20 protein-coding genes and 3 pseudogenes are annotated in these 23,408 nt (G+C 63.1%); 16 read left to right on the top strand and 7 right to left on the bottom strand.

Annotated features, from left to right (window positions below):
• From YH3_RS36485 to YH3_RS00660, 3 genes and pseudogenes are all read right to left on the bottom strand, one after another.
• Positions 1 to 144, bottom strand: a pseudogene (locus YH3_RS36485) (cyclase); the annotation flags it as partial.
• A 184-nt stretch (positions 145 to 328) separates the two neighbouring features.
• Positions 329 to 1,303 (bottom strand): helix-turn-helix domain-containing protein, encoded by a 975-nt coding sequence (locus tag YH3_RS00665; RefSeq protein ID WP_003943380.1) that lies wholly within the window; start codon positions 1,301 to 1,303, stop codon positions 329 to 331.
• Positions 1,304 to 1,514: 211 nt separating this feature from the next.
• On the bottom strand, positions 1,515 to 2,708 hold the full coding sequence (locus tag YH3_RS00660; RefSeq protein ID WP_064442826.1) for an alcohol dehydrogenase catalytic domain-containing protein: 1,194 nt from the start codon (positions 2,706 to 2,708) through the stop codon (positions 1,515 to 1,517).
• A 202-nt stretch (positions 2,709 to 2,910) separates the two neighbouring features.
• Here YH3_RS00660 and YH3_RS00655 point away from each other — a divergent pair, with 202 nt between their 5' ends.
• Positions 2,911 to 5,592 (top strand): excinuclease ABC subunit UvrA, encoded by a 2,682-nt coding sequence (locus YH3_RS00655; RefSeq protein ID WP_064443440.1) that lies wholly within the window; start codon positions 2,911 to 2,913, stop codon positions 5,590 to 5,592.
• 51 nt (positions 5,593 to 5,643) lie between these two features.
• Positions 5,644 to 7,506, top strand: a complete 1,863-nt coding sequence (gene nhaA / locus YH3_RS00650; protein WP_082920515.1) for a Na+/H+ antiporter NhaA — start codon at positions 5,644 to 5,646, stop codon at positions 7,504 to 7,506.
• A 341-nt stretch (positions 7,507 to 7,847) separates the two neighbouring features.
• Here the strand turns inward: nhaA and YH3_RS35895 are convergent, their stop codons facing one another.
• The gene (locus YH3_RS35895) at positions 7,848 to 8,009 is read right to left on the bottom strand and encodes a hypothetical protein (protein WP_176741975.1); all 162 of its coding nucleotides are present in this window, start codon (positions 8,007 to 8,009) and stop codon (positions 7,848 to 7,850) included.
• A 426-nt stretch (positions 8,010 to 8,435) separates the two neighbouring features.
• Positions 8,436 to 9,598 (bottom strand): IS3 family transposase gene (locus tag YH3_RS00645; protein WP_154100266.1). Its coding sequence is split into 2 segments (ribosomal slippage): positions 8,436 to 9,311 and positions 9,314 to 9,598, totalling 1,161 coding nucleotides; the frame shifts between segments, so codons are not numbered across the junction.
• 169 nt (positions 9,599 to 9,767) lie between these two features.
• Here YH3_RS00645 and YH3_RS37240 point away from each other — a divergent pair.
• From YH3_RS37240 to YH3_RS00625, 4 genes are all read left to right on the top strand, one after another.
• Complete coding sequence (locus YH3_RS37240; RefSeq protein ID WP_350491851.1) at positions 9,768 to 9,938, top strand: recombinase family protein; 171 nt, start codon at positions 9,768 to 9,770, stop codon at positions 9,936 to 9,938.
• 464 nt (positions 9,939 to 10,402) lie between these two features.
• On the top strand, positions 10,403 to 11,686 hold the full coding sequence (locus YH3_RS00635) for an IS256 family transposase (RefSeq protein WP_064442825.1): 1,284 nt from the start codon (positions 10,403 to 10,405) through the stop codon (positions 11,684 to 11,686).
• A gap of 1,021 nt (positions 11,687 to 12,707) precedes the next feature.
• Positions 12,708 to 13,010 carry a hypothetical protein gene (locus YH3_RS00630; protein WP_064442824.1) on the top strand — a complete coding sequence of 101 codons (303 nt, stop codon included), beginning with the start codon at positions 12,708 to 12,710 and terminating at the stop codon, positions 13,008 to 13,010.
• Positions 13,011 to 13,170: 160 nt separating this feature from the next.
• Positions 13,171 to 13,590, top strand: a complete 420-nt coding sequence (locus YH3_RS00625) for a hypothetical protein (RefSeq protein ID WP_064442823.1) — start codon at positions 13,171 to 13,173, stop codon at positions 13,588 to 13,590.
• Here the strand turns inward: YH3_RS00625 and YH3_RS34770 are convergent.
• Positions 13,524 to 13,751, bottom strand: a pseudogene (locus YH3_RS34770) (MerR family transcriptional regulator); the annotation flags it as partial. The gene YH3_RS00625 and the pseudogene YH3_RS34770 sit on opposite strands and share 67 nt — an antisense overlap.
• 14 nt (positions 13,752 to 13,765) lie before the next feature.
• On the opposite strand from YH3_RS34770, the pseudogene YH3_RS00620 reads away from it, so the two are divergent.
• The 6 genes and pseudogenes from YH3_RS00620 to YH3_RS34755 all read left to right on the top strand — a co-directional run.
• Positions 13,766 to 14,038 (top strand): annotated as a pseudogene (locus YH3_RS00620) (hypothetical protein); the annotation flags it as partial.
• On the top strand, positions 13,998 to 14,792 hold the full coding sequence (locus tag YH3_RS34765; protein WP_082920514.1) for a transposase: 795 nt from the start codon (positions 13,998 to 14,000) through the stop codon (positions 14,790 to 14,792). The pseudogene YH3_RS00620 and the gene YH3_RS34765, both read left to right, overlap by 41 nt.
• 529 nt (positions 14,793 to 15,321) lie before the next feature.
• Positions 15,322 to 16,413, top strand: coding sequence for a hypothetical protein (locus YH3_RS00605; protein ID WP_064442819.1), 1,092 nt, complete (start codon positions 15,322 to 15,324; stop codon positions 16,411 to 16,413).
• Entirely contained in the window at positions 16,373 to 17,167 is a 795-nt protein-coding gene (locus YH3_RS34760) for a transposase (RefSeq protein ID WP_082920514.1), read from the top strand. Before YH3_RS00605 ends, YH3_RS34760 begins: the two co-directional genes overlap by 41 nt.
• Before the next feature lie 529 nt (positions 17,168 to 17,696).
• Positions 17,697 to 18,788 carry a hypothetical protein gene (locus YH3_RS00590; protein ID WP_064442819.1) on the top strand — a complete coding sequence of 364 codons (1,092 nt, stop codon included), beginning with the start codon at positions 17,697 to 17,699 and terminating at the stop codon, positions 18,786 to 18,788.
• On the top strand, positions 18,748 to 19,542 hold the full coding sequence (locus YH3_RS34755) for a transposase (protein ID WP_082920513.1): 795 nt from the start codon (positions 18,748 to 18,750) through the stop codon (positions 19,540 to 19,542). Before YH3_RS00590 ends, YH3_RS34755 begins: the two co-directional genes overlap by 41 nt.
• Positions 19,543 to 19,587: 45 nt before the next feature.
• On the opposite strand, the gene YH3_RS00580 is transcribed toward YH3_RS34755, so the two are convergent.
• A complete protein-coding gene (locus YH3_RS00580) occupies positions 19,588 to 20,364 on the bottom strand; it encodes a hypothetical protein (RefSeq protein WP_064442817.1) in 777 nt (258 codons plus the stop codon).
• 456 nt (positions 20,365 to 20,820) lie between these two features.
• Here YH3_RS00580 and YH3_RS35890 point away from each other — a divergent pair, with 456 nt between their 5' ends.
• The 4 genes from YH3_RS35890 to YH3_RS00565 all read left to right on the top strand — a co-directional run bounded on the left by YH3_RS35890 (position 20,821) and on the right by YH3_RS00565 (position 23,354).
• Positions 20,821 to 20,997 (top strand): hypothetical protein, encoded by a 177-nt coding sequence (locus YH3_RS35890; protein ID WP_003943357.1) that lies wholly within the window; start codon positions 20,821 to 20,823, stop codon positions 20,995 to 20,997.
• A gap of 450 nt (positions 20,998 to 21,447) precedes the next feature.
• Positions 21,448 to 21,699 (top strand): hypothetical protein, encoded by a 252-nt coding sequence (locus YH3_RS35885; protein ID WP_193777136.1) that lies wholly within the window; start codon positions 21,448 to 21,450, stop codon positions 21,697 to 21,699.
• Between the two features lie 91 nt (positions 21,700 to 21,790).
• Positions 21,791 to 22,330, top strand: coding sequence for a DUF488 family protein (locus YH3_RS00570; protein ID WP_064442815.1), 540 nt, complete (start codon positions 21,791 to 21,793; stop codon positions 22,328 to 22,330).
• Between the two features lie 364 nt (positions 22,331 to 22,694).
• Entirely contained in the window at positions 22,695 to 23,354 is a 660-nt protein-coding gene (locus tag YH3_RS00565) for a carbonic anhydrase (protein ID WP_064442814.1), read from the top strand.
• The last annotated feature ends 54 nt before the right edge of the window (positions 23,355 to 23,408 follow it).

Genomic DNA, 23,408 nt, shown 5'->3' with positions numbered 1-23,408 from the left:
GCCTGCGTCCGATTTCCACGCGATGCGTTCGTCCGGGTGCTGTTCGGTGATGGTGGCGTCGAATTCTCGTGTTTGTCCGGCTATTTCGAGGATCCACTGTGTGTGCACATCGTCGGTTTGTCGAATTTCCCGTACTCCGGACATGAAGTGCAGGTCGGGACGGTCCGTGTTCAGATGATGAGGTTCGAAGCGTTTCGTTTTCAGACTCGCAATTGGGGTCAGGTTTCTGGCCACCTGTCGTATGCGGGCCATGATTCGCCCGAGCCGGTCGTTGTTGACCCGTCCGGCGGCCTCGTTGAGCTGTAGAGCGGATATGTGCAGTGCGTTGTCAATCGAGGCGTTCTCGGTGTTCGTTGGGTGTCATGCCGGTGGTGTCGCGGAACGCTCGGTAGAAGGTGCGGGGGTCGGAGAATCCTGTTTGTCGAGCGATGAGGGAGACGGGCCGGGAAGGGTATTTTCGTAGTAGGTGCTGGGCGGACTGGATACGCGCTGCGCGGAGATATCCCATGACTGTGTGGTCGGTTCCCTGGAACAGGCGGTAGAGGCTGCGGCGGGAGAGTCGCATCGCGGTGGCGATGCGTTCGGCGTCGAGGTCGGGGTCTGCAAGGTGGGCATGGATGTAGGCCAGAACCTGATCTCGTCGTAGGAAGGCGGGTATTTCGGCGGCAGAGCGAACCGGTGTGACGAGACTCAGTAGTGATGTGGCCAGTGAAGAGGCGTGAGTCTCGAGCTGTGCGGCGCCGTGGGGATCGCTGTCTTGGTGTTGGGCCAGTTGGGTGAAAAAGGCTGCGACGGCGGACATCGCTCCTGCACAGCTCATGGTCGTGGCCAGGATGTCTGTGGTCCGGTCGATGCCGGCGAGCGCGAAGGCTCGATCGGCGGGCACCTTGACGATGACCTGTTCGTAGGGTGCATCGGCGCGGAAAGCGAAGGGCAGGGAACTGTCGTAGATGACCATGGATCCTGGCGGGACTACTGCAGTGTGTCCGGCCTGTTCGATGACGCAACTTCCGCGCGTCTGGAATGTGGCGAACAGATACTCGTCCTGTTCCCGCCCTTGGGCGATTCGGCTGCGATTGCGGTGTGTCTGCTCGGCGGTGGCTCGTTTCGTGGACAGAGTGAAGTTCGTGTATCGGCCGAGACGGACATCGCCGTAGAAGTCGGGGTCGGCGGGGTCGGTGCTGACGTCGACGTAGGCATGGCGCCGGGCCTCTCGCCAGTAGTCGATGACACCGTCGTCCGGCGCCCGCGAGGTCGACAACGTTTCGAAGTGTGGCAATGAGGGCTCGTCTGCATCAGCCATGGCCGGATCACCTGCCTTTCGGATACCACTGAGTTTACTGAGCCGCGCGGGGAAAGTCCTGCGGGTCGGGGAGAGAGCGAGCCGGCCCTGTGTCCGCCAGTCGGGGGGCGATCACAGGGCCGGAAATCTACGCGTGCTGCAAAACGCTCAGGCCGTGAGCATTCCGTGCTGTATTGTGCTCAGACCGTGAGCTTTCCGTGCTGGATCGTGCTCAGGCTGGAATCATTCCGTGTGGGTCGATGATGAACTTGCTCGATGACCCCTGATCGAAGGTCTCGTAGGCGGCGGGTGCTTCGTCGAGGCCGATGACCTTGGTGTTGAGCATTGCGCTCAGATACGGCATGCGGTCCCACAGGATCGACATCATCAACTCGCGGTTGTAATGCATGATCGGTGCCTGCCCCGCGGACAGGCGCGGTGACTTGATCCAGACCTTGCCGAATTCGAGCGGGAAGATGCCTTCCTGTTCGGCCTTTGTCGGTGCCAGAGGGTCGGGGCCGTAGACGCCGATGACGCCGGTGGCGCCGCCGGCACGGGTGGCTTCGAGGACGTCGTTGATGGCACCTGCCGGCTGAGGCTGATTGGACTCCGAGCCGATGCCGTGTGCTTCGGAGCCGACATAGTCGACGCCACAATCGACTTCGCGCTCACCGAGGATGGCCTCGATCTGGTCGGGCAAGGGGATGTCCTGGCTCAGGTCGATGGTCTCGCAGCCGTTGTTCTTGACCAGGTCGAGTCGGTCCTGATAGTAGTCGCCGACGATGATGCAGGATGCGCCGAGAAGGCGTGCTGCTGCTGCGCCGCAGCGTCCGACCGGCCCGGCGCCGGCGATGTACACCGTTGAACCTGGTTTGGCCCCTGCCTCGATGAGTCCGTGAAAGGCGGTGGGAAGGATGTCCGAGAGCAGGGCAAGATCGAGGATCTTGTCCATGGCCTGGTCCTTGTCCGGGAAACGGAGGAGTTGGAAGTCCGCGTACGGGACGAACAGGTATTCGGCTTGTCCGCCCACCCAGTCGCCGAGATTGAAACCGTATGCGCCGCAGGAGACTGCAGGATTGACGGTTTCACAGACATCTGTGCGGCGAGCTTTACAGTTGCGGCATCGTCCACAGGCGACGTTGAAGGGGACCGAGACGAGATCGCCTTCTTTGAGGAACTCCACGTCGGAGCCGACCTCGATGATCTCTCCGGTCATCTCGTGGCCCATGACCATACCCTGGGGGACGGGGAAGGACCCTCGGTAAATGTGCAGGTCGCTGCCGCAAATGTTGGTAGCGACGATTTTCAGGATGACGCCGTGGGGCGCTTTTCGTCCGTTCGGCATCTCCAGCTTGGGGAAGTCGAGTTTCTCGACCTTCATGGTGCCGGGGCTCTCGAACACCACTGCGCGGTTGCTGTCTGCCATGCTGCCGCTCCTAACCTGGGGGATCCCTGCACGCTGCGATTCGGGACCCGGTTGTGGTGGCGTGGCCACCGGGGGACCTTTCGAACGTATGCGCACGTGGCGATACGTGTCAGTGACCTTGCGTGTCAACTGAGTGACGATGTGTGCCAGGAGTGCTGTGGGGTCTGCCGCAAGGCTCCCTTCCTTCGTTATGGTCACCGGCATGACAAACCGTTCCGAACATCTCGCCGAGGCCGATGATCGCTGGAGGCAGGGTGTCGTGGTGCGGGGAGCTCGGCAGAACAATCTCGCCGACGTCGATCTCGATGTTCCTCGAGACCGTCTGGTGGTGTTCACCGGTGTGTCCGGCTCGGGGAAATCCTCGCTGGCGTTCGGGACACTGTTCGCGGAATCGCAGCGGCGCTATCTGGAGTCGGTGGCACCGTATGCCCGTCGGCTGATCGATCAGGTCGGTGTACCCGATGTCGACGTCGTCGAGGGACTGCCACCGGCGGTTGCACTGCAGCAGCACCGAGGCATCGGTAATGCTCGATCGAATGTCGCCAGCGTGACGACATTGGGCAGTCTCGTGCGGATGCTCTATTCCCGTGCCGGGTCTTACCCAGATGACCAACCGATGCTCTACGCGGAGGACTTCTCGCCGAACACCGTGCAGGGCGCATGTCCGACCTGCCATGGCATCGGGCGCGTCTACGAGGTCGATGTCGACAAGATGGTCCCCGATCCCACACTCAGCATCCGGGAGCGCGCGATCGCTTCGTGGCCGCCGGGCTGGCCGGGTGGCAACCTTCGCGACATCCTGGTGTCACTGGGATACGACGTCGACTCTCCGTGGAAGAAGCTGCCGAAGAAACATCGCGACTGGATCCTGTTCACCGAGGACCGCCCCACCGTTCCTGTGTACTCGGGATTTACCCCGGCACAGACTCGGCGAGCGATCAAAGCCGGAACCGAACCCAGTTACGAGGGCAATTTCGTCGGCGCCCGGCGGTTCGTGCTCGATACCTTCGCGAACACCAAGAGCTCGATCGTCAAGAAGCGGGTCTCTGAGTTCGTCACCAGCGAGGTATGCCCGATGTGCCAGGGCAAGCGGGTCAAGGCGGAGGCGCTCTCGGTCACCTTCGAGGGCCTGGATATCGCCGAGTTCGCGTCCTTGCCCCTGGCAGGACTGGCAGAGATCGCGCGCACTGTTGTGTCCAGCGACTGGCTACCCGAGGCGGCAGGAGAAGCTCTCGACGAAACCCGACGAGCCGAGGCCACGCGACGACGTGTCGCATCGGGAGGATCGGCGCACACCGCCGCTCCCGACGTGCGACGCACCCCGAACGTGTCAGCGGAAAAACAGGTGGCGGCGCGGCGCCTGCTCGACGACCTCCTCGAAAGAATCCAACCCATCATCGACCTCGGGCTGGGATATCTGTCACTGGACCGGACGACGCCCACACTCTCCGGCGGAGAGCTGCAACGACTGCGCCTGGCGACGCAGCTGTCCTCGAAGCTGTTCGGCGTCGCCTACATCCTCGACGAACCTTCGGCGGGACTGCACCCCGGCGACTTGACGGCGCTGCTGAGAATTCTGCACGGACTTCGTGAGCGAGGAAACAGCGTCCTCGTCGTCGAGCACTCCCTACCCGTCATCCGAGAAGCGGACTGGCTGGTCGATATCGGTCCCGGTGCCGGCGAGAACGGTGGACGCGTGCTCTACAGTGGAACACCCGCCGGGCTGGCCGACGTACCGGACTCGGTCACCGCACGCTATCTCTTCGACACGTCGGAGCAGGTGCGCCGCCAGCGGCGTACCCCCCGCGGGTGGCTTCGCGTCGAAGGCGTCGAGCGCAACAGTCTCCGCGACCTCACCGTGTCTTTCCCTCTCGGGGTCTTGACCGCGGTCACCGGAGTCTCCGGTTCGGGGAAATCGAGCCTCGTCAGCCAGGCTCTACCAGCGTTGATCAACGCTGAACTGGGCCGGCCCGCCGCGCCCGATGCCAACGTCGAACCGCGCGACGACACCGATCTGCTGCTCACCGGAGATCAGGGCGCGGTCCGCGGCCGCATCGAGGGCACCTTGGGAGGGCTCCGTCGGGTGGTCGCCATCGATCAGCGCCCTATCGGGCGCACACCCCGATCCAATGTTGCAACCTACACCGGCATGTTCGACCACATCCGCAAGCTGTTCGCCGCAACACCTGCGGCCAAGAAACGGAACTACAAACCGGGGCGGTTCTCCTTCAATGTCGCCGGTGGCCGCTGTCCGACCTGCGAAGGTGAAGGCTTCGTGATGGTCGAGCTGCTTTTCCTGCCCAGCGTCTACAGTCCGTGCCCGGACTGCAACGGCACTCGTTACACGCAGAGCACACTCGAAATCACCTGGCGGGACCGCAACATCGCCGACGTTCTCGCGATGAGCATCGACGAAGCCCACGCCTTCTTCACCAGTGAGAACGACGTTCTTCGCTCGCTCACCGTCCTACGCGAGGTCGGGTTGGGTTACCTGCGACTCGGACAACCCGCCACCGAGCTGTCCGGCGGCGAAGCTCAGCGTGTCAAGCTGGCATCCGAACTCCAGCGTGCTCAACGCGGCGACACGCTCTACATCCTCGACGAGCCCACTGCTGGGCTCCACCCGTCCGACAGCGACAGACTGCTCGCTCACGCGCAGGGGCTCGTCGACGCCGACAACACCGTCGTCATGGTCGAACTCGACATGCGCGTCGTCGCCCAGGCCGACCACGTCATCGACCTCGGACCGGGAGCGGGCGCCGACGGCGGACGTATCGTCGCCACCGGTTCCCCCGAGCAGGTAGCTGCCACTGCCGACAGTGCGACTGCCCCCTATCTACGAGCGGCGCTGGAAAACACAGGCGCCGGCACCACACAACACTGACCTGACCGCGCACCACCGCCTGGACTGAACGGCGATAAGGATCAACTAGCGATGGCACGACAGGCACCGAAACCCCAAGGCCTGCGTAATCAGCTCTCCAACTCTCTCCGGCCTCTCCGGCGTGAGTCCGGCTCCGCGGTGCTGCTGCTGGTGGTAACCGTGACCGCCCTGCTGTGGGCAAATTCGCCGGCTTCGGACGCGTACTTCGACCTCTGGCATCAAGGCGCCGGATTCGAACTCGGCCCGGTGGCGTTGCACATGAGCCTTCACCATTGGATCAACGACGGGTTGACGGTCGTCTTCTTTTTTCTGATCGGGCTCGAGGTACGCCAAGAGTTCGCCCACGGGTCATTACGTGATCGAACCCGCACTCGTATCGCCGTGATCGCCGGAGTCGCGGGGGTGTGTCTACCCGCCGTCATCTACGCCGTGATCGTCGGCAGCGGAGACAGCCTGCAGGGTTGGGGGGTGGTCGTCGGCACCGATACCGCCTTCATGCTCGGGGCCTTGGCGCTCCTCGGGCCCGCACGATCAGGCCAACTGCGAGTGTTTCTCCTTACCGTCACGGTGGTCGACGACTTCCTCGCGGTGTCCATCATCGGATTCGTATACAGCGAAAACATTCGCCTGATTCCACTGCTCGTTTCCCTGGCATGCCTGACAGCATTGTGGCTACTCGGGCGGGCGCGACAGTGGCGAGCCGCGCCATACATTCTCGTGGTGATCGTGCTGTGGTTCAGCACGATCGAGTCGGGTGTTCATCCCTCGCTTGCCGGAATGGTCGCCGGCCTTCTGATTCCCGCGTACCCGACACAGCGGCACAAGGTGGAGGCGGCTCCAGAACTGTTTCGTGACTTCTGGCAGTCTCCGAGCGCCGCATCAGGTCGTGCAGTGTCACGTGGACTGGCCAAAGGCACAGCCGTCAACGAGCGGATACACGAATACCTCCGGGTACCCACCGCGCTGATCGTGGTACCGATCTTCGCTCTCGCCAACGCCGGCGTCGACCTGCGTGGCGGACTGCTCGTCGAAGCGTTCAGTGCCCGTGTGACCTGGGGAGTTGTGCTTGGCCTGGTTCTCGGCAAGCTCCTCGGCATCGGAGCAGCCACATACATCGCTGTCCGACTCGGAGCGGGCCGATTACCGCAGGGGGTCGGCATGGGCAGTGTGATGGGCGGATCTGCGCTATCGGGGATGGGATTCACCGTATCGCTGCTGATCATAGGTTTGGCTTTCGGCACATCTCCCGAACTGGCCGGGCAGGCGACCGTCGGCGTGCTCGTCGCCATGGTGCTGGCTGCAGTACTGGGTGCGGTGATCTTCCGCGTGGCAGCGACCAAGCTGGGTGAGGCCGAAGCCGATCTCCCCATCGTGCTGGAACCTCCCGTAGATCCCGAGATCGACCACATTCGTGGACCCGAAGACGCCCAGCTGACCCTTGTAGAGTTCGTCGACTTCGAATGTGGATTCTGCGCACATGCCACCGGAGGATGGGACGACCTGCACGTCCACTTCGGCGACGATCTGCGCTACGTGGTCCGTCACCTACCGCTGGTGGACATCCATCCGCACGCACTGGTTGCCGCACATGCAGCAGAGGCCGCCGCACGGCAGCACATGTTCTGGGAATGGCTGGACTTCGTGTTCACCCGCCAGAACGCGCTCGCGCGAACCGATCTCATCGGCTATGCAGCCGAGATAGGACTCGACGTCGACCAGTTCGTCGCGGACCTCGACAGCGACGCGGTCGCCGAGCGCGTACAACGTGACATTTCCAGCGCCCAGTCCAGTGGTGCCCGAGAAACACCGACCTTTTTCGTCGAAGGCTGCCGAATAATCGGAAGCTATGACGCGCGCACCCTCACCAAAGAACTCGAGCACAGCCGCCGAGGCGCTCGCACGTCCCTGCAGTAGACGCCGGAGAGTATCGCCCTCAACGGCACCGTCCTCAACGCCCGACGACTTCGCTCGGATTCCCGATGTGATCGAGACGCTGATCGCGCGAATCAGCCGTCTTCCCCAAACCGTCACCTGCCGCACGTGGTCAGAGAACGCCGACGAAGACGAGCCAGTGGACTGCCGCACGGAATGCGGCAGCGAAGGGCGGGCCGACGAACAGCTCCAAATCCAACATCAACGACGGGGATTCATCGGCAGTGCCCACCGGGCCGGCACGGAGCGTTGTCTCGGACCGCAGACACGCACATCCTCCGGCATGAGCCCGGAAGACACACGCGACCAGATCAGCAGAAAGTTCATCGTTGATGTCTCCTCGCCGTTCCGTGCTCGTCGGAATGCGTGGCGCCGCGGGACTCGAGCTCGTCCTGAACGAGTGCCAACCGGATTTCGTCGCATCGAGTCCGATCCTTCTGCTCAGCGAGCCGGGCAGCTTCCTCGACCAGCTCGGAATCCGTCATTCCTCGCCTGACATCCTTCACCGCAAAACCTCTCGAATAGTTCGTTTCGGTGTGGATACCCAATTACCTGGCGATCAACAGACGCCGACCGGCAGCCCGCGATGTCGGATGGTCGCTAGGTGATCTCAGTGTCGGCGCCGTCCAGGTTGCTGCAACTTCGCCTATTTAGATGGCGGAACTATCCTCGCGGCGTCCTACGGCTCGCGATCAAACCAGTCATCGACGTGCCGCAGTGATCGCTGCGGCACCCCGCGGTGCCGCCATGGCCTTCTCCGAGCACTAACAGACCGTGGTCGAGCACTACGACACCATGCCTCAACAGACCTACACGTGGTCGAGTTCGATCAAACCCGAAGCATCACAGCAAAACCCGAACTCGGCCAAGTTGCGCACCGGGTCTGCTGCACGATCAGGTGACAGGTTGAGTCACGCAGCCTGAGTGGCTGGTGTGGTCATGATGGTCTCGTATTCTATGGGGGTCAATCGGCCGAGTCCGACTTGGCGGCGTCGGCGGTGGTAGGTCTTTTCGATCCAGGTGACGATCGCGATCCTGAGATCGTCACGGGTGCGCCAGGGGCGGCGGTCCAGGACGTTCTTTTGCAGTAGAGAGAAGAAGCTCTCCATGGCGGCATTGTCGCCGGCCGCAGCGACGCGGCCCATCGAGCCGACCATGTGATGGCGGCTCAGAGCGCGGACGAATTTTTTTGATTGAAATTGCGATCCTCTGTCGGTGTGGACCACGCAGCCTGCGACGAAATCTCGGCGGGCGACGGCGTTGTCGAGCGCATCGACCGCGAGCCGGGACTTCATCCGATCGCTGATGGAGTAGCCAACGATCCGGTTGGAGAATACGTCTTTGAACGCGCACATGTAGAGCTTGCCTTCGCTCGTCCAATGCTCTGTGATGTCGCCCAACCACAGCTGATTCGCAGCATCGGCGGTGAAGTTGCGTTGGACGTGGTCGTCGTGGACCGCAGGCCCCGGGCGCTTGGCTTTTCCGCGTTTCTTGCCGAACACACTCCACCAGCCGTTGTTCGAGCAGATCCGCCACGCTGTGCGCTCGGCCATCACCTGGCCGACGTCGCGAGCCTCGTAGAACAGGAACCGGTAGCCGAACTCCGGGTCGTCCTTATGGGCCCTGAACAGAGCGTTCGCCCGGTAGGCCTCCGCGAGGTCGGCATCGGTCACCGGGTCAGCCAGCCACCGGTAGTAGGGCTGGCGAGCGATCTCGAGTACCCGGCACGTCACCGTGACGGGAATGCCGTCCTCGGCCAGCTCACGAACGAGCGGGTACATCATTTTCCCGGCAGGTTCGCCTGGGAAAGATAGGCGGCAGCACGGCGCAAGACTTCGTTCTCCTGCTCGAGCAACCGGATTCGCTTGCGCAGTTCCCGGTTCTCGACCACGTCCTCACCGGTAGTTCCTGATTTGATTCCGTCCTCGATATCGGCCACTTTCAGCCAACCCGTCAGGCAGGATTCACTGATCCCGAAGTCGGCGGCGATCTGCTTCAACAGCATTCCGGGCTCGCGACTGCGGGCAACCCGAACAACGTCCTCACGGAACTCTCGGGGATAGGGCTTCGGCATGGTGCACATCCTTCCAGCGGCACCTCTCGGCACCACAGATCAGATGTCACCTATCCGTGCAGCAGACCCACCTTCTTGGAGTCCTGAGATCGGTCACCAGCTCATGAATAGCCGCACCGTCCCACACATGGCAGCAGAGGAGAAGGACTGAGACTGTGAGCACCACCGGATACACCGGTGTCTTAGAACAAACCCCGAACTGCAGCAGTACGCACTCCGCCAAGCCGGAGCGATCTGTATCTTCACCGACTGCGAATCCGGCTCGAAAACGCAGCGACCCCAGCTCGCCGAACGCCTGAGCTACCTACGCGGGAATGGCGGTGTCGTCCTCGTGGTCTGAACTCGACAGGCTCGGACGATCCGTTTGTCGCCTCATCGGCACGTCCACATTCTTTGCGAACACTGCTCCGTATTCCGTTCTTTCGCAGAAGGATTCGGCACAACCACCGGCGGGGTCGTGAATTCTTCTCCCGCATCATGGCCGCTCTCGCCCAAAGGTGGGCACCACATGATCGTCGAATGCGCTCACGCCGGCCTCGAAGCCGTCCGGCGCCAAAGCCGACACGGTGCCCGCCCAACCGTCATGACACCCGAACGTACCGAACGGGCCCGCTCCCTCTGTGAGCAAGGCAAGAGTCTCGACGCTATCGCCTCCATGCGGGGTGTCGGCAGATCTTCGATCAGCAGAGCGCGTTGACTTCCTCTGGTGGTAGCGGACTTTCACAAATCTGGCGAGAGCACACATGATCGGTGCCGGTGGGACTGTAAGAACAACGGTGTAACTCTGAAAGGAGATACGCCACTATGACTGATGTGATTGATCGTGAGACAGAGACGAACTCGGCTCAGCCGGGTATCAGCGATGCGCGGCTCAAAGAGCTGGTCGAGCAGGCGCGAGCCGAAGGGCTGCAGTTGACCGGAGATGGTGGATTGCTGTCGAAGCTGACCAAGCTAGTCGTGGAGTCCGCGCTCGAAGGCGAGATGGACGACCACCTCGGATACGGCAAGAGCGACCCGGCAGGGAGGGGCAGCGGCAACTCCCGCAACGGCAGACGCACCAAGAACGTGTTGACCGAGGCCGGCCCGGTCGAACTCGAGGTGCCCCGTGACCGGGATTCCTCCTTCGAGCCGAAGATCGTGGCCAAGCGGCAGCGTCGGCTGTCGGGCGTGGAGGACATGGTGATCTCATTGTCGGCCAAGGGTTTGACGACCGGTGAGATCGCTGCACACCTGGCCGAGGTGTACGGAGCTGATGTGTCCAAGCAGACGATCTCGACGATCATCGAGCGGGTGATGGAAGGCATGGCCGAGTGGCAGAACCGGCCGTTGGACCCTGTGTACCCGGTGCTGTTCATCGACTGCATCCACGTCAAGATTCGCGAGGGCAACGTCGCTAACCGGCCGATCTACGTCGCGATGGGGGTGACTGTCGACGGCACCCGCGACATCCTCGGATTGTGGGCCGGTGAGCACGGCGACGGGGAAGGGGCGAAGTACTGGCTTCGGGTGTTGTCCGAGCTGAAAAACCGTGGTGTGCAGGATGTTCTGATCGTCGTGTGCGACGGTCTCAAGCATCTACCTGACTCGATCGAGCAAGTGTGGCCACAGACCATCGTGCAGACTTGTGTGGTCCATCTTCTCCGTAACACCTACGCCTATGCCTCCCGCAAGGACTGGTCCGAGATCGCCAAGGACCTCAAACCCGTCTACACGGCTCCGTCGGAGCAGGCCGCGCTCGACCGATTCGCAGAGTTCAGTGACAAATGGGAGAAACGCTATCCCGCGATCATCAGGCTCTGGACTAACGCCTGGGCTGAGTTCGTGCCGTTCCTACAATTCGACAACGCCATCCGGCAGGTCATTTACACGACCAACGCCATCGAGAGTGTCAACGCTCGAATCCGCAGGGCTGTCAAGGCCCGTGGACACTTTCCGACCGAGGCCGCGGCCTTGAAATGCGTGTATCTGGCCATCATGAGCCTCGACCCGAAAGGCACCGCCCGCAGGCGCTGGTCCAACCGATGGAAGGCAGCACTGAATGCCTTCGAGATAACGTTCGACGGACGGCTGTCTGCCGGACGAAAGTAGTTAGAAATCAATCAATTACACCGTTTTCTGGACAGACCCGTGCCGGTCGACTACTCGGTGATGATTGCCCGTCAGCTTTGTCGAGTGTCGGGGTGGGGCGGTATGGAACCGTGGATCGAACCTGGTTGCACCCCTTCGACAGCCGATTCGGTGTCAATCTGGCTTTCCGCTGATCTGTTTGACCTGCTTCGTGAGGTCGCCGAGTGTCATCGCCACTCCAGAAAACGTTTCGGAGTTCTCGCGACGTGGCGGTGGTAGCCGGCCGATGAGATCGGGTTGGTAGGTGTGGGGGAGTGCTGCTCCCGGACTGTCCGCACGCGCCCGGGTTGCTAGTTGGTATCGACCGGGAATCCGACCAGGTGCATACCGGTAATGCGGTTTATGGTGGGAAGTGCGAGGCCGCACGGATATTGACCGCGCACGAAAAGGGCTGTCTGGGTTGTGTGCTCAACGCAGATGGCATCCCACCGCCCCGGCTCGACGTGCAGGCCCGGGGTCCTGGGGGTGTGCGGTCGTTGAAATCGCCGCAGCTGCCTTGTTCGTGCCAAACCATCCATCCGATTCGAGAGCTGTTGCAAGTCAGCATGAGTCGGTCGGAACGTTTCGTCGGACCTCCGTATCGCGGCGAGTCCGCTGCGGCGGCCGATGGGTCCCTGGGGCGGGAAAGTGGAGGCCTGTGTCGACCGGACGACTCTTGAGTGGATGATCGTCGATAAGTAGCGGGTGTGTGAGCAGTGCCCATTGGCATACCAACCTCTTCCGGCGGCGGAGTGCGGGTCCTGCGGAGGTCGGGGGTGTGCAGGCTGGGATGGCGGTACGCGCAAGGCTTCGAGCATGCCGAGGGAATGCTGATGGTGCTGCACGGTATCAGTGAGGATCGAGGTGTTTGAGGTGTTCGAGGTGTTCGTCGAGCAGTCTCGGCAATGCAGTATTCGGCTGACGGTGCTCGCGGCCGAGGTGGTGGATACTCTCCCCACGCGGTAGAAGTAGGTGAGGGGTGCAGGGGAGGAATGTGAGGGCGATGCAGGTGGACTGGTTCGTGTCGGTGCGGGACGAGGAAACCGGTGTCCACCGCTACCGCGGCGGTGCAGGGTTCGACCGTGCGTCGGTGATCGAGCAGGTGATTCGCGCGGGGCGGGACATCGCTTGCCGTGAGGACGGTGCGGTCGTCGGTGTCGTCGGCGAGGTTGTCATCGACGGCACTGCAGTGGGCGCGATCGCTTTCGGGGACCGCGCCGTCAGTGATGAGGAGCTTTGCCGCGAGATCGGTATGCAGTTCGACAGGGTTCGGTCCTCTTCCGGCTTTCGACGGGACGGTAGGTGATCGCGGAGTGGGATGCTTCCCACTGATGTGGGCCTCGTGGGGTTAGGGTGGATGTCAGTTCTTCGTCATGGCTGTGGCAACGGGCTGGTCATGGCTGTGGCAACGGGCTGTCTTTTACCTTGTGCTGTCTGCATGGGGCCTCGATGAGTAGGACTGCACTGTGCCGTTGACGAAGAAGTTCTCGGAAATGTACGACGACGCGCTGACCGCGTTGGCTGCGGCGTCGCAGCGGCCCGCTGCTGTGGTGAATGTGGACGGGCAGTACGCCATTCGTGTGGATCTCGAGTACAACCGCTACGTGTTGGCCACCAATTCTGCGCGAGGGTTGTGGGACGAGCCCGATGCGAGCGGTTCGTGGTGGGTGCACATCGTGCAGACCGGTGACGACAATACGGAAACTTCGCTCGCGCAGGCGCAGAAGCCGTGGCTTATCGACGCGTTCGATGCGGCGATCGACCAGCTCGAATCGGAGGGGCATGTGATCGCTGCCGATGCGGATTTCGGCGCCATCGCTCACGCCGACGAGGGGTACCCGGCTTCCGGGACGCGCTCGGACGGCGACTCCTCTGCGGGCATCTGACTGAGCTGAGCGATCTGTTCGGCCAGGATCGCGTTCCGGTTTTCCAGGTCGAGGATGACACCGATCGCGGTCAGGTTGATGCCGTCGGCGATCAACGCGCTGATACGTGTCAACGTGGCCAGGTCTGCTTCGCTGTAGCGGCGGGTTCCCCCGCCCGTGCGGGCTGGGGTGAGCGGTGATCCTGTTCAATTTGGCCACCACCGCGACCGTGGCCATCGGGGTTGTGGTGTTCTACCTCGTCTTATTCATCCTGTCCTGGGTCGGCGCGCTGCTGCTCATCGACGAGCAGGTACTGGCCGGTGTCGCCGGTCACCCAGTGAACGCTTTGGACTACGCGAAGATCAGCTGGCTCACCGCCAGCCTGGCCACCGTGGGCGGAGCACTAGGAGCTGGACTGGAGGACGACGATGTGGTGCGCGCCGCTGCCTACACCCGGTCCAGCACCTGACACAGCCCCAGCACAGAAGAAACTGAAACATCTACGCGTTGATGCCACGTCTATGCAGGTGTCATTGCCGGTCGCGATGACTTGGTGGGCTCAGCGCAGTGCGCTGCCTCGTACTCGGCGGGTGGGGCGTTGCCGAGGCGGGTGTGCGGGCGGGCGCTGTTGTACCTGTCGATCCGGGATCCGCACCGCCCTGCCGGACGCGCGGATCGCAGTCGACAAGTGGCATCTCGTCGCCCTCGCCAACCTCATGGTCACCCAGGTCCGTCAACGGATCACCCGGCAACTGCACGGCCGCCGCGGCACCGCCACCGACAAAGTCTGGGCCAGCCGGCAACTGCTGCTCACCGGCTACGAGCACCTCACCGTGAAGCAAAAGGCCCGGTTCAACGCCGCCCTCGCCGCCGAGGATCCGACCAACGAGATCGCCGCCGCGCATGCCGTCAAGGAACGCCTGCGCCTGCTGATGGCCGAACACCAGCCGCACCAGATCCGGCGCAGGCTGTACGACTTCTACGACGACGCCGCCCGCGCCGACATGGAGGAAACCAGCCGCCTGGCGACCACGATCGACACCTGGTGGCCAGCGGTGCTCGTCGCGCTCACCGAGGACGTGACCAACGCCCGCACCGAGGGCTTCAACCGGATCATCAAGCAAACCAAGCGTGTCGGATGCGGCTTCACCAACATGGACAACTACCGAAGGCGCATCATGGTCCACATCGCCCTCACCCGAGGGCAGAGACCAGCAGCATGAAATCAGCACACGCCCCGCTCAAATGCGGAGAGCCATTTATCTCTGCAGTAAACGCCCGGCCCGTCTTCGGCGCCTCGTGCCACACATGCCTTCCCGCTCGGGTTGCGGCGGGCCATAATTCGCCTTTCACGTGCCCGGCTTGCCGTCTTCGGAGCTGGGCCTTGACACCCCTGCACCGGGTACCCACGCATCAGTACCGCACCTGCCGCTGGGCAGTCGATGCATCACCTGTCCGAACGGAATCGACCGGCCCCACGCTGATCACTGCTCCCACACCGCCGAAGCACTTCAACCGATCCGTCACTGCAGCATCATCGAGAAGCCGTCCTCGACACCGGCAGGTCCCGGGCCCGCTGGCTGTGATGTCTTCGCGCTGGCGGCGTCGGCGGGGAGAGGATTTCGCAGTGAGCAGCACCGCTCTCTCCGGGATCGAGGCGACCACCGAATCCGGCCCGCGGTGCTGCACGAAACCTTGGGGGCTCCATCGAGCCAGCGGCAATCCGGCCCGTGGTTGCCTTACCATGGAGCGGTGACTGCTAAGCGTTGCCGATCCACCGCCGATCCTGCCGAACCCCTTTCCGATGCCGAGCTGCTCATCGGCCTGGTGGTCTCACCATCCCTGAGTGCGGTGCTCGGCCCCGAGGTCACCACCTCGGTGCGCAAGATTTTGGTGCAGCGGTATCCGGGAGTGCGCTGGCAACTGAAGATGGCCGAAGACCGGCTGGTCGATCCACCCACCGAGACCTTGGACCTGCTGGAGGCGGCCCGAAACCGCGTGCTGGAGGAGAACTGGGATTTGGCCGTGGTGCTCACCGAGATCCCCCTGAAGACCGGCCGACGTCCGGTGCTCGCCCAGCTCAGCCCCGTGCACGGGGTAGGACTGGTCTCCGTCCCAACCCTGGGAGCCGTGCACGTGCGGCAGAAGGTGCAAGAGACCACCGTGCACGTGGTCGGGCAGCTCCTGGGCTACGACGCCGAAGACCTCAACGCCCAGCGGGATCTTGCTCGAAGAGCCCACCAGCTGTCCACCGATCTCGACGAACGCCCGGACGACAACGTCGTGCAGTTCACGGCCCGAGTGCTGAGCGGCAACGTGCGGTTGCTGCTGGGCATGATCCGCGCCAACCAGCCTTGGGCCTTCGTGGCCCGGCTCTCCCGGGCGCTGGTCGTGGCAGTGGCCACCGGCATGCTGACATTGGTGGCCTCGGACCTATGGGTACTGGCCATGGCCTACGGGCCGGTGCGCCTGGTCCTGCTGGCGGTGATGGCGATCGGGGCGGTGAGTGCCACCCTGATCCTGGGAGCCGACTTGTGGGAGCGCCCACGGCGGCGAGCCCAACGTGAGCAGGTGATCCTGTTCAATTTGGCCACCACCGCGACCGTGGCCATCGGGGTTGTGGTGTTCTACCTCGTCTTATTCATCCTGTCCTGGGTCGGCGCGCTGCTGCTCATCGACGAGCAGGTACTGGCCGGTGTCGCCGGTCACCCAGTGAACGCTTTGGACTACGCGAAGATCAGCTGGCTCACCGCCAGCCTGGCCACCGTGGGCGGAGCACTAGGAGCTGGACTGGAGGACGACGATGTGGTGCGCGCCGCTGCCTACACCCGGTCCAGCACCTGACACAGCCCCAGCACAGAAGAAACTGAAACATCTACGCGTTGATGCCACGTCTATGCAGGTGTCATTGCCGGTCGCGATGACTTGGTGGGCTCAGCGCAGTGCGCTGCCTCGTACTCGGCGGGTGGGGCGTTGCCGAGGCGGGTGTGCGGGCGGGCGCTGTTGTACCTGTCGATCCGGGATCCGCACCGCCCTGCCGGACGCGCGGATCGCAGTCGACAAGTGGCATCTCGTCGCCCTCGCCAACCTCATGGTCACCCAGGTCCGTCAACGGATCACCCGGCAACTGCACGGCCGCCGCGGCACCGCCACCGACAAAGTCTGGGCCAGCCGGCAACTGCTGCTCACCGGCTACGAGCACCTCACCGTGAAGCAAAAGGCCCGGTTCAACGCCGCCCTCGCCGCCGAGGATCCGACCAACGAGATCGCCGCCGCGCATGCCGTCAAGGAACGCCTGCGCCTGCTGATGGCCGAACACCAGCCGCACCAGATCCGGCGCAGGCTGTACGACTTCTACGACGACGCCGCCCGCGCCGACATGGAGGAAACCAGCCGCCTGGCGACCACGATCGACACCTGGTGGCCAGCGGTGCTCGTCGCGCTCACCGAGGACGTGACCAACGCCCGCACCGAGGGCTTCAACCGGATCATCAAGCAAACCAAGCGTGTCGGATGCGGCTTCACCAACATGGACAACTACCGAAGGCGCATCATGGTCCACATCGCCCTCACCCGAGGGCAGAGACCAGCAGCATGAAATCAGCACACGCCCCGCTCAAATGCGGAGAGCCATTTATCTCTGCAGTAAACGCCCGGCCCGTCTTCGGCGCCTCGTGCCACACATGCCTTCCCGCTCGGGTTGCGGCGGGCCATAATTCGCCTTTCACGTGCCCGGCTTGCCGTCTTCGGAGCTGGGCCTTGACACCCCTGCACCGGGTACCCACGCATCAGTACCGCACCTGCCGCTGGGCAGTCGATGCATCACCTGTCCGAACGGAATCGACCGGCCCCACGCTGATCACTGCTCCCACACCGCCGAAGCACTTCAACCGATCCGTCACTGCAGCATCATCGAGAAGCCGTCCTCGACACCGGCAGGTCCCGGGCCCGCTGGCTGTGATGTCTTCGCGCTGGCGGCGTCGGCGGGGAGAGGATTTCGCAGTGAGCAGCACCGCTCTCTCCGGGATCGAGGCGACCACCGAATCCGGCCCGCGGTGCTGCACGAAACCTTGGGGGCTCCATCGAGCCAGCGGCAATCCGGCCCGTGGTTGCCTTACCATGGAGCGGTGACTGCTAAGCGTTGCCGATCCACCGCCGATCCTGCCGAACCCCTTTCCGATGCCGAGCTGCTCATCGGCCTGGTGGTCTCACCATCCCTGAGTGCGGTGCTCGGCCCCGAGGTCACCACCTCGGTGCGCAAGATTTTGGTGCAGCGGTATCCGGGAGTGCGCTGGCAACTGAAGATGGCCGAAGACCGGCTGGTCGATCCACCCACCGAGACCTTGGACCTGCTGGAGGCGGCCCGAAACCGCGTGCTGGAGGAGAACTGGGATTTGGCCGTGGTGCTCACCGAGATCCCCCTGAAGACCGGCCGACGTCCGGTGCTCGCCCAGCTCAGCCCCGTGCACGGGGTAGGACTGGTCTCCGTCCCAACCCTGGGAGCCGTGCACGTGCGGCAGAAGGTGCAAGAGACCACCGTGCACGTGGTCGGGCAGCTCCTGGGCTACGACGCCGAAGACCTCAACGCCCAGCGGGATCTTGCTCGAAGAGCCCACCAGCTGTCCACCGATCTCGACGAACGCCCGGACGACAACGTCGTGCAGTTCACGGCCCGAGTGCTGAGCGGCAACGTGCGGTTGCTGCTGGGCATGATCCGCGCCAACCAGCCTTGGGCCTTCGTGGCCCGGCTCTCCCGGGCGCTGGTCGTGGCAGTGGCCACCGGCATGCTGACATTGGTGGCCTCGGACCTATGGGTACTGGCCATGGCCTACGGGCCGGTGCGCCTGGTCCTGCTGGCGGTGATGGCGATCGGGGCGGTGAGTGCCACCCTGATCCTGGGAGCCGACTTGTGGGAGCGCCCACGGCGGCGAGCCCAACGTGAGCAGGTGATCCTGTTCAATTTGGCCACCACCGCGACCGTGGCCATCGGGGTTGTGGTGTTCTACCTCGTCTTATTCATCCTGTCCTGGGTCGGCGCGCTGCTGCTCATCGACGAGCAGGTACTGGCCGGTGTCGCCGGTCACCCAGTGAACGCTTTGGACTACGCGAAGATCAGCTGGCTCACCGCCAGCCTGGCCACCGTGGGCGGAGCACTAGGAGCTGGACTGGAGGACGACGATGTGGTGCGCGCCGCTGCCTACACCCGGTCCAGCACCTGACACAGCCCCAGCACAGAAGAAACTGAAACATCTACGCGTTGATGCCACGTCTATGCAGGTGTCATTGCCGGTCGCGATGACTTGGTGGGCTCAGCGCAGTGCGCTGCCTCGTACTCGGCGGGTGGGGCGTTGCCGAGGCGGGTGTGCGGGCGGGCGCTGTTGTACCTGTCGATCCGGGATCCGCACCGCCCTGCCGGACGCGCGGATCGCAGTCGACAAGTGGCATCTCGTCGCCCTCGCCAACCTCATGGTCACCCAGGTCCGTCAACGGATCACCCGGCAACTGCACGGCCGCCGCGGCACCGCCACCGACAAAGTCTGGGCCAGCCGGCAACTGCTGCTCACCGGCTACGAGCACCTCACCGTGAAGCAAAAGGCCCGGTTCAACGCCGCCCTCGCCGCCGAGGATCCGACCAACGAGATCGCCGCCGCGCATGCCGTCAAGGAACGCCTGCGCCTGCTGCTGGCCGAACACCAGCCGCACCAGATCCGGCGCAGGCTGTACGACTTCTACGACGACGCCGCCCGCGCCGACATGGAGGAAACCAGCCGCCTGGCGACCACGATCGACACCTGGTGGCCAGCGGTGCTCGTCGCGCTCACCGAGGACGTGACCAACGCCCGCACCGAGGGCTTCAACCGGATCATCAAGCAAACCAAGCGTGTCGGATGCGGCTTCACCAACATGGACAACTACCGAAGGCGCATCATGGTCCACATCGCCCTCACCCGAGGGCAGAGACCAGCAGCATGAAATCAGCACACGCCCCGCTCAAATGCGGAGAGCCGTGTTGGCAGGTCAAGATTCCGTGGGGCGAGGTCGTCCGCTGCGGATCGAATCCCCGCGCGCGCCTTCCGTTGCGGCGTTCGGCTCTGTTTCGACTGCGGCATGACGTCGATTGGCTTTTTCGCGACGGGGCGATGTTTCGCTACTGGCAGGGATACGCCAAAGTTTCGGCGAGTGACCGTCTTCGGTGTTCGCGAGGGTGCGTAGTCCGTCGGCGTCTTGTTGGAGGGTGGTGACGAAGGGTGCTCGCGCGTTTTCGTCGAGGCCGTCGGGCAGGTTCGCTCCCTCGCTGACCATTTTCGCGGTGTTGTCGAGAAAGCGAGCGATCCGCAGCAGCAGCGGCCGGGGCATGGGAACGGTACCGGTGCGGGTGTTTGTGCGGGCGTCGGCGGCGATCATGCCCAGAGTCGACAGGTGGGACAAGCCGTCGGTCAGAGAGTGCTCTTCGAGGTTGCCGTGAGCAACTTTCAGCGCTTCTGCCAGGGCGGCGATGGTCAGTCCGAGTGCGTTGGTGGGCATGGGTATGGTGCGTTCGAATTCGGTCATGGGCTCGCCGGGTGCTTCGTCGGAAATGGCCGCCGCGAGGGAGTTGGCGAAGATGGCGAGGTGTTCGTCGGTGAAGTGTCGTTGTGCGGTGCGCCGGGTGACGTGCATCAGGCGGGCGTAGTCGTCGAGTTTGTCGTTGAGCAGTACCCGGGCCTGGGAGTCGGTGATCGTCAGCCCCAGACCGAGAAGCGTGCCCCGTAGTTGGGTTGTTCGGGTGTCGAGCCAGGTGCTGTTCGGACTCATATCTGGCTCCAACTTTCTCGCGAGATCGTATACCGAGCATAGGCGTCGTTCGGCTTCGGACTTCGCCTCAGGGGCGGCATCCGAATCCGCAGCGGGCTGATCATGTTCCTCGCCTGCAGCGGCGTACGGTCAGGTTCCTGACCCTGTCGCCTGTGTTTGAGCGCAACGGCTCGCAGCCGTATCAACACACCCACGAGAAGTGTTGTGCAGCCTGTGAAGTGACCGCATTGACGTCGACGGGGGCCGAGTGGATTGGACTGCGGGTCAGTTCGCAAGCTCCTTTTTCGGCTGTACTCGTTTCGTGTCTTCGGATCTGTTTTCGGAGGCCTCGAGGAGGATTGGTTATCGGCGACACACCGCGAGTCCCCGCTTCTCTCCATTGCATAATTTCGCGTGTCCTACGTTTCCAAAATCTGTGACCTGGGTAACAAACCCAGGGTTGATGAGGAGACAGTGATGGATGTAATTGTGTGGGCCGAATCCGAGGAACGTGAACGGTGGTGGCGACAGGTCATGGGCCTCGCACTCGCAATCGAGCGTTTCGAGGCGGAAGAACCGATCGCACGTGGTTTGTCCGCGACGTCGAGGATGCGCGTATCGGTCCGATCGATTCATGGCGTGACCGCTGCCTGAGTCCAGCTACCGGAACGTACGCGTCCGGAATGCGTCTGAGAATTCTGCCTTGCGTGGTGTGAGTGGCTAATTCGATGTCAGAGGGAGCAGTGGCGATGGCGAACGTGGTTCTGTTACTCGTGATGTTAGGTGTCGGTCTTACCGTGGTGATGTGCCTGGACTTCCAGTGGCTTCGTTCGTCCTCACGTGGCAAACGACACCGGCACCCTCGGCACGTACGTGTTGGCCTCGGGAAGCCGTAGTACCCCCCCGGGGGAACCGTGCCGCCGATGGGCGATCGCGCTTCCGGTGGCGGGCGCCTACTCCTGCCGCAGCAGTCCCTCGGCATGCAGTCCCTCGGCATGCGGGATGCGGGAGTTCAGACTTCGTCGGGGCGTATCTGGTCCGGACGTTCGATGTTTCCCCGCCAGGCGCCTGTTTCCTGGTCGCGGGATTCGATGAGGACGTCATGTGAGTTTTGCTCCTGTACCTGGTCGGATGCGACCAACTGCCGTGGTGGTTGCACTCGAGAAAGAAATGATCAGCGCGTCAATTACCCAGTCGATGTGCCGCCACACGAGCTTAGCGCTGTTGTCAGTTGCGCAACAGGACATGGCCGAAGTGGGTGCGGACAGCTGCGGGAACCTCGAAGTCCGCCGCCACTCGGGCGAGGAGACGCTCCGCGACATCGCGGACCTTGATATTCGTTTTCTAACACAATAGTGGACGGCATATCGCAGGGACGTCCTACTGGCCGGAGTTTTCGGTTCGATACATCATCTCCGCAGGCGCGTATTCGACGTAGCGTGGCGGCATGTCAGCCATCACGATTTACACTGTCGGGCACTCGACGCACCCGATCGACGAGTTCGTCGATCTCTTGGAGACGTACGGGATCACGAAGTTGATCGACGTGCGTACCATCGCCAAGTCCCGGCACAATCCGCAGTTCGGTGAGGCAGCTTTGGCGGCGAGCGTGCGCGCACGCAAGATCACGTACCGCAGAATGAAAGCATTAGGCGGCTTGCGTCATGTACGCAAGGACAGCATCAACGGTGCGTGGCGAAACGCCTCGTTCCAGGGTTACGCGGACTACATGCAGACAGACGAGTTCGCCGAAGCGATCGACCTGCTCGTGAAGCGAGGTCACAACAGCGATGTAGCGATCATGTGTGCCGAAGCTGTGCCGTGGCGATGCCATCGTTCGATGATCGGCGACGCCCTCGTGGTGCGCGGCGTCGTCGTGCTTGACATCATGACCAAGAAGTCGGCGCCGCCGCATACGCTTACCTCTTTTGCGCACGTTGACGGGACGCGTGTGAGTTACCCGACCTCGCCGGAAGCGTCGTCTTAAGCGCACTGCGCTGAGCCTGCGCGGTAGTGACACGCGTCTTGTGGTGACGAAGTGAGTCGAGGAGTTTCCGCAGACCCAGAAACCCGACTGCGAAACCCGACTGCTCGACCGCCTTGTTCGTGGTGATCACGCGCGCGATCCGGCAAAATCCTTGCGCAGTCACGACCACGCGGCCCCTCGCTTCACAGCGATCCTTGTTCGCAGGAGGTTCGTTGTCGACCGCTGAGAGGTTCGAACAGTACTGCGTTGCCGCACAGCCGGTTTCAAGCTCGCCGGACGCTTCGTCGGAGCCGTGACCACCCGACCACAGGTGGGTCAACACCCCTGTCGGCAATGCGGAAGACGCCGTGTGCACAATGGATGAATGCCACGTTCAAGCCCCCTTTCCGCTTGGAAGTCTCTTCGCGAGGGTAACGAGCGATTCGTCAACGGCGCGTCCATCCATCCGAGCCAGGGAATCGTCGACCGCGCGAAGCTGGTCAACGAACAACATCCGACCGCGGTCTTGTTCGGTTGCGGTGATTCGCGCGTAGCCGCCGAGATCATCTTCGATCAGGGTCTCGGCGACATGTTCGTCGTCCGCACCGCAGGTCATGTGCTCGACGATTCGGTGCTCGGTTCGATCGAATACGCCATAGAGGTGCTCGACGTGCCGCTCATCGTCGTCCTCGGCCACGACAGTTGCGGCGCAGTGAAAGCCACTCTCGATGCCTTGGACGAGAATGCGGTGCCCGACGGTTTCATTCGTAGTGTGATCGAGCGCGTCGCCCCCTCGATCCTGATGGGCCGCCGCGAGGGATTGTCCACCGTCGACGAACTCGAAGGTCGTCATGTGGTGGAAACAGGGTCGTTGATCATGCAGAGGTCGCGCATCATCGCGGAGAAAGTGGACAAAGGTGCCTGCGCGATCGTCGGCGTCACCTACACGTTGTCCGACGGGCATATGCGTCTTCGAGGCGTGGTTGGAGACATAGGGGAAACCGTGCCAAATACTGGGGGACTCGACGCCCCCGCTGCCCGCTGACTGAGGAATCTGTCAGCCGGGCCTACCGGCGCGGCTTCAAGCCTTCCACCCGGA

It is taken from the genome of Rhodococcus sp. YH3-3, from assembly GCF_001653035.1.
Lineage (GTDB): Bacteria > Actinomycetota > Actinomycetes > Mycobacteriales > Mycobacteriaceae > Rhodococcus_F > Rhodococcus_F qingshengii.
The sequence above is the reverse complement of the archived record's forward strand: the minus strand, read 5'-3'. Positions and strand labels throughout refer to the sequence as shown.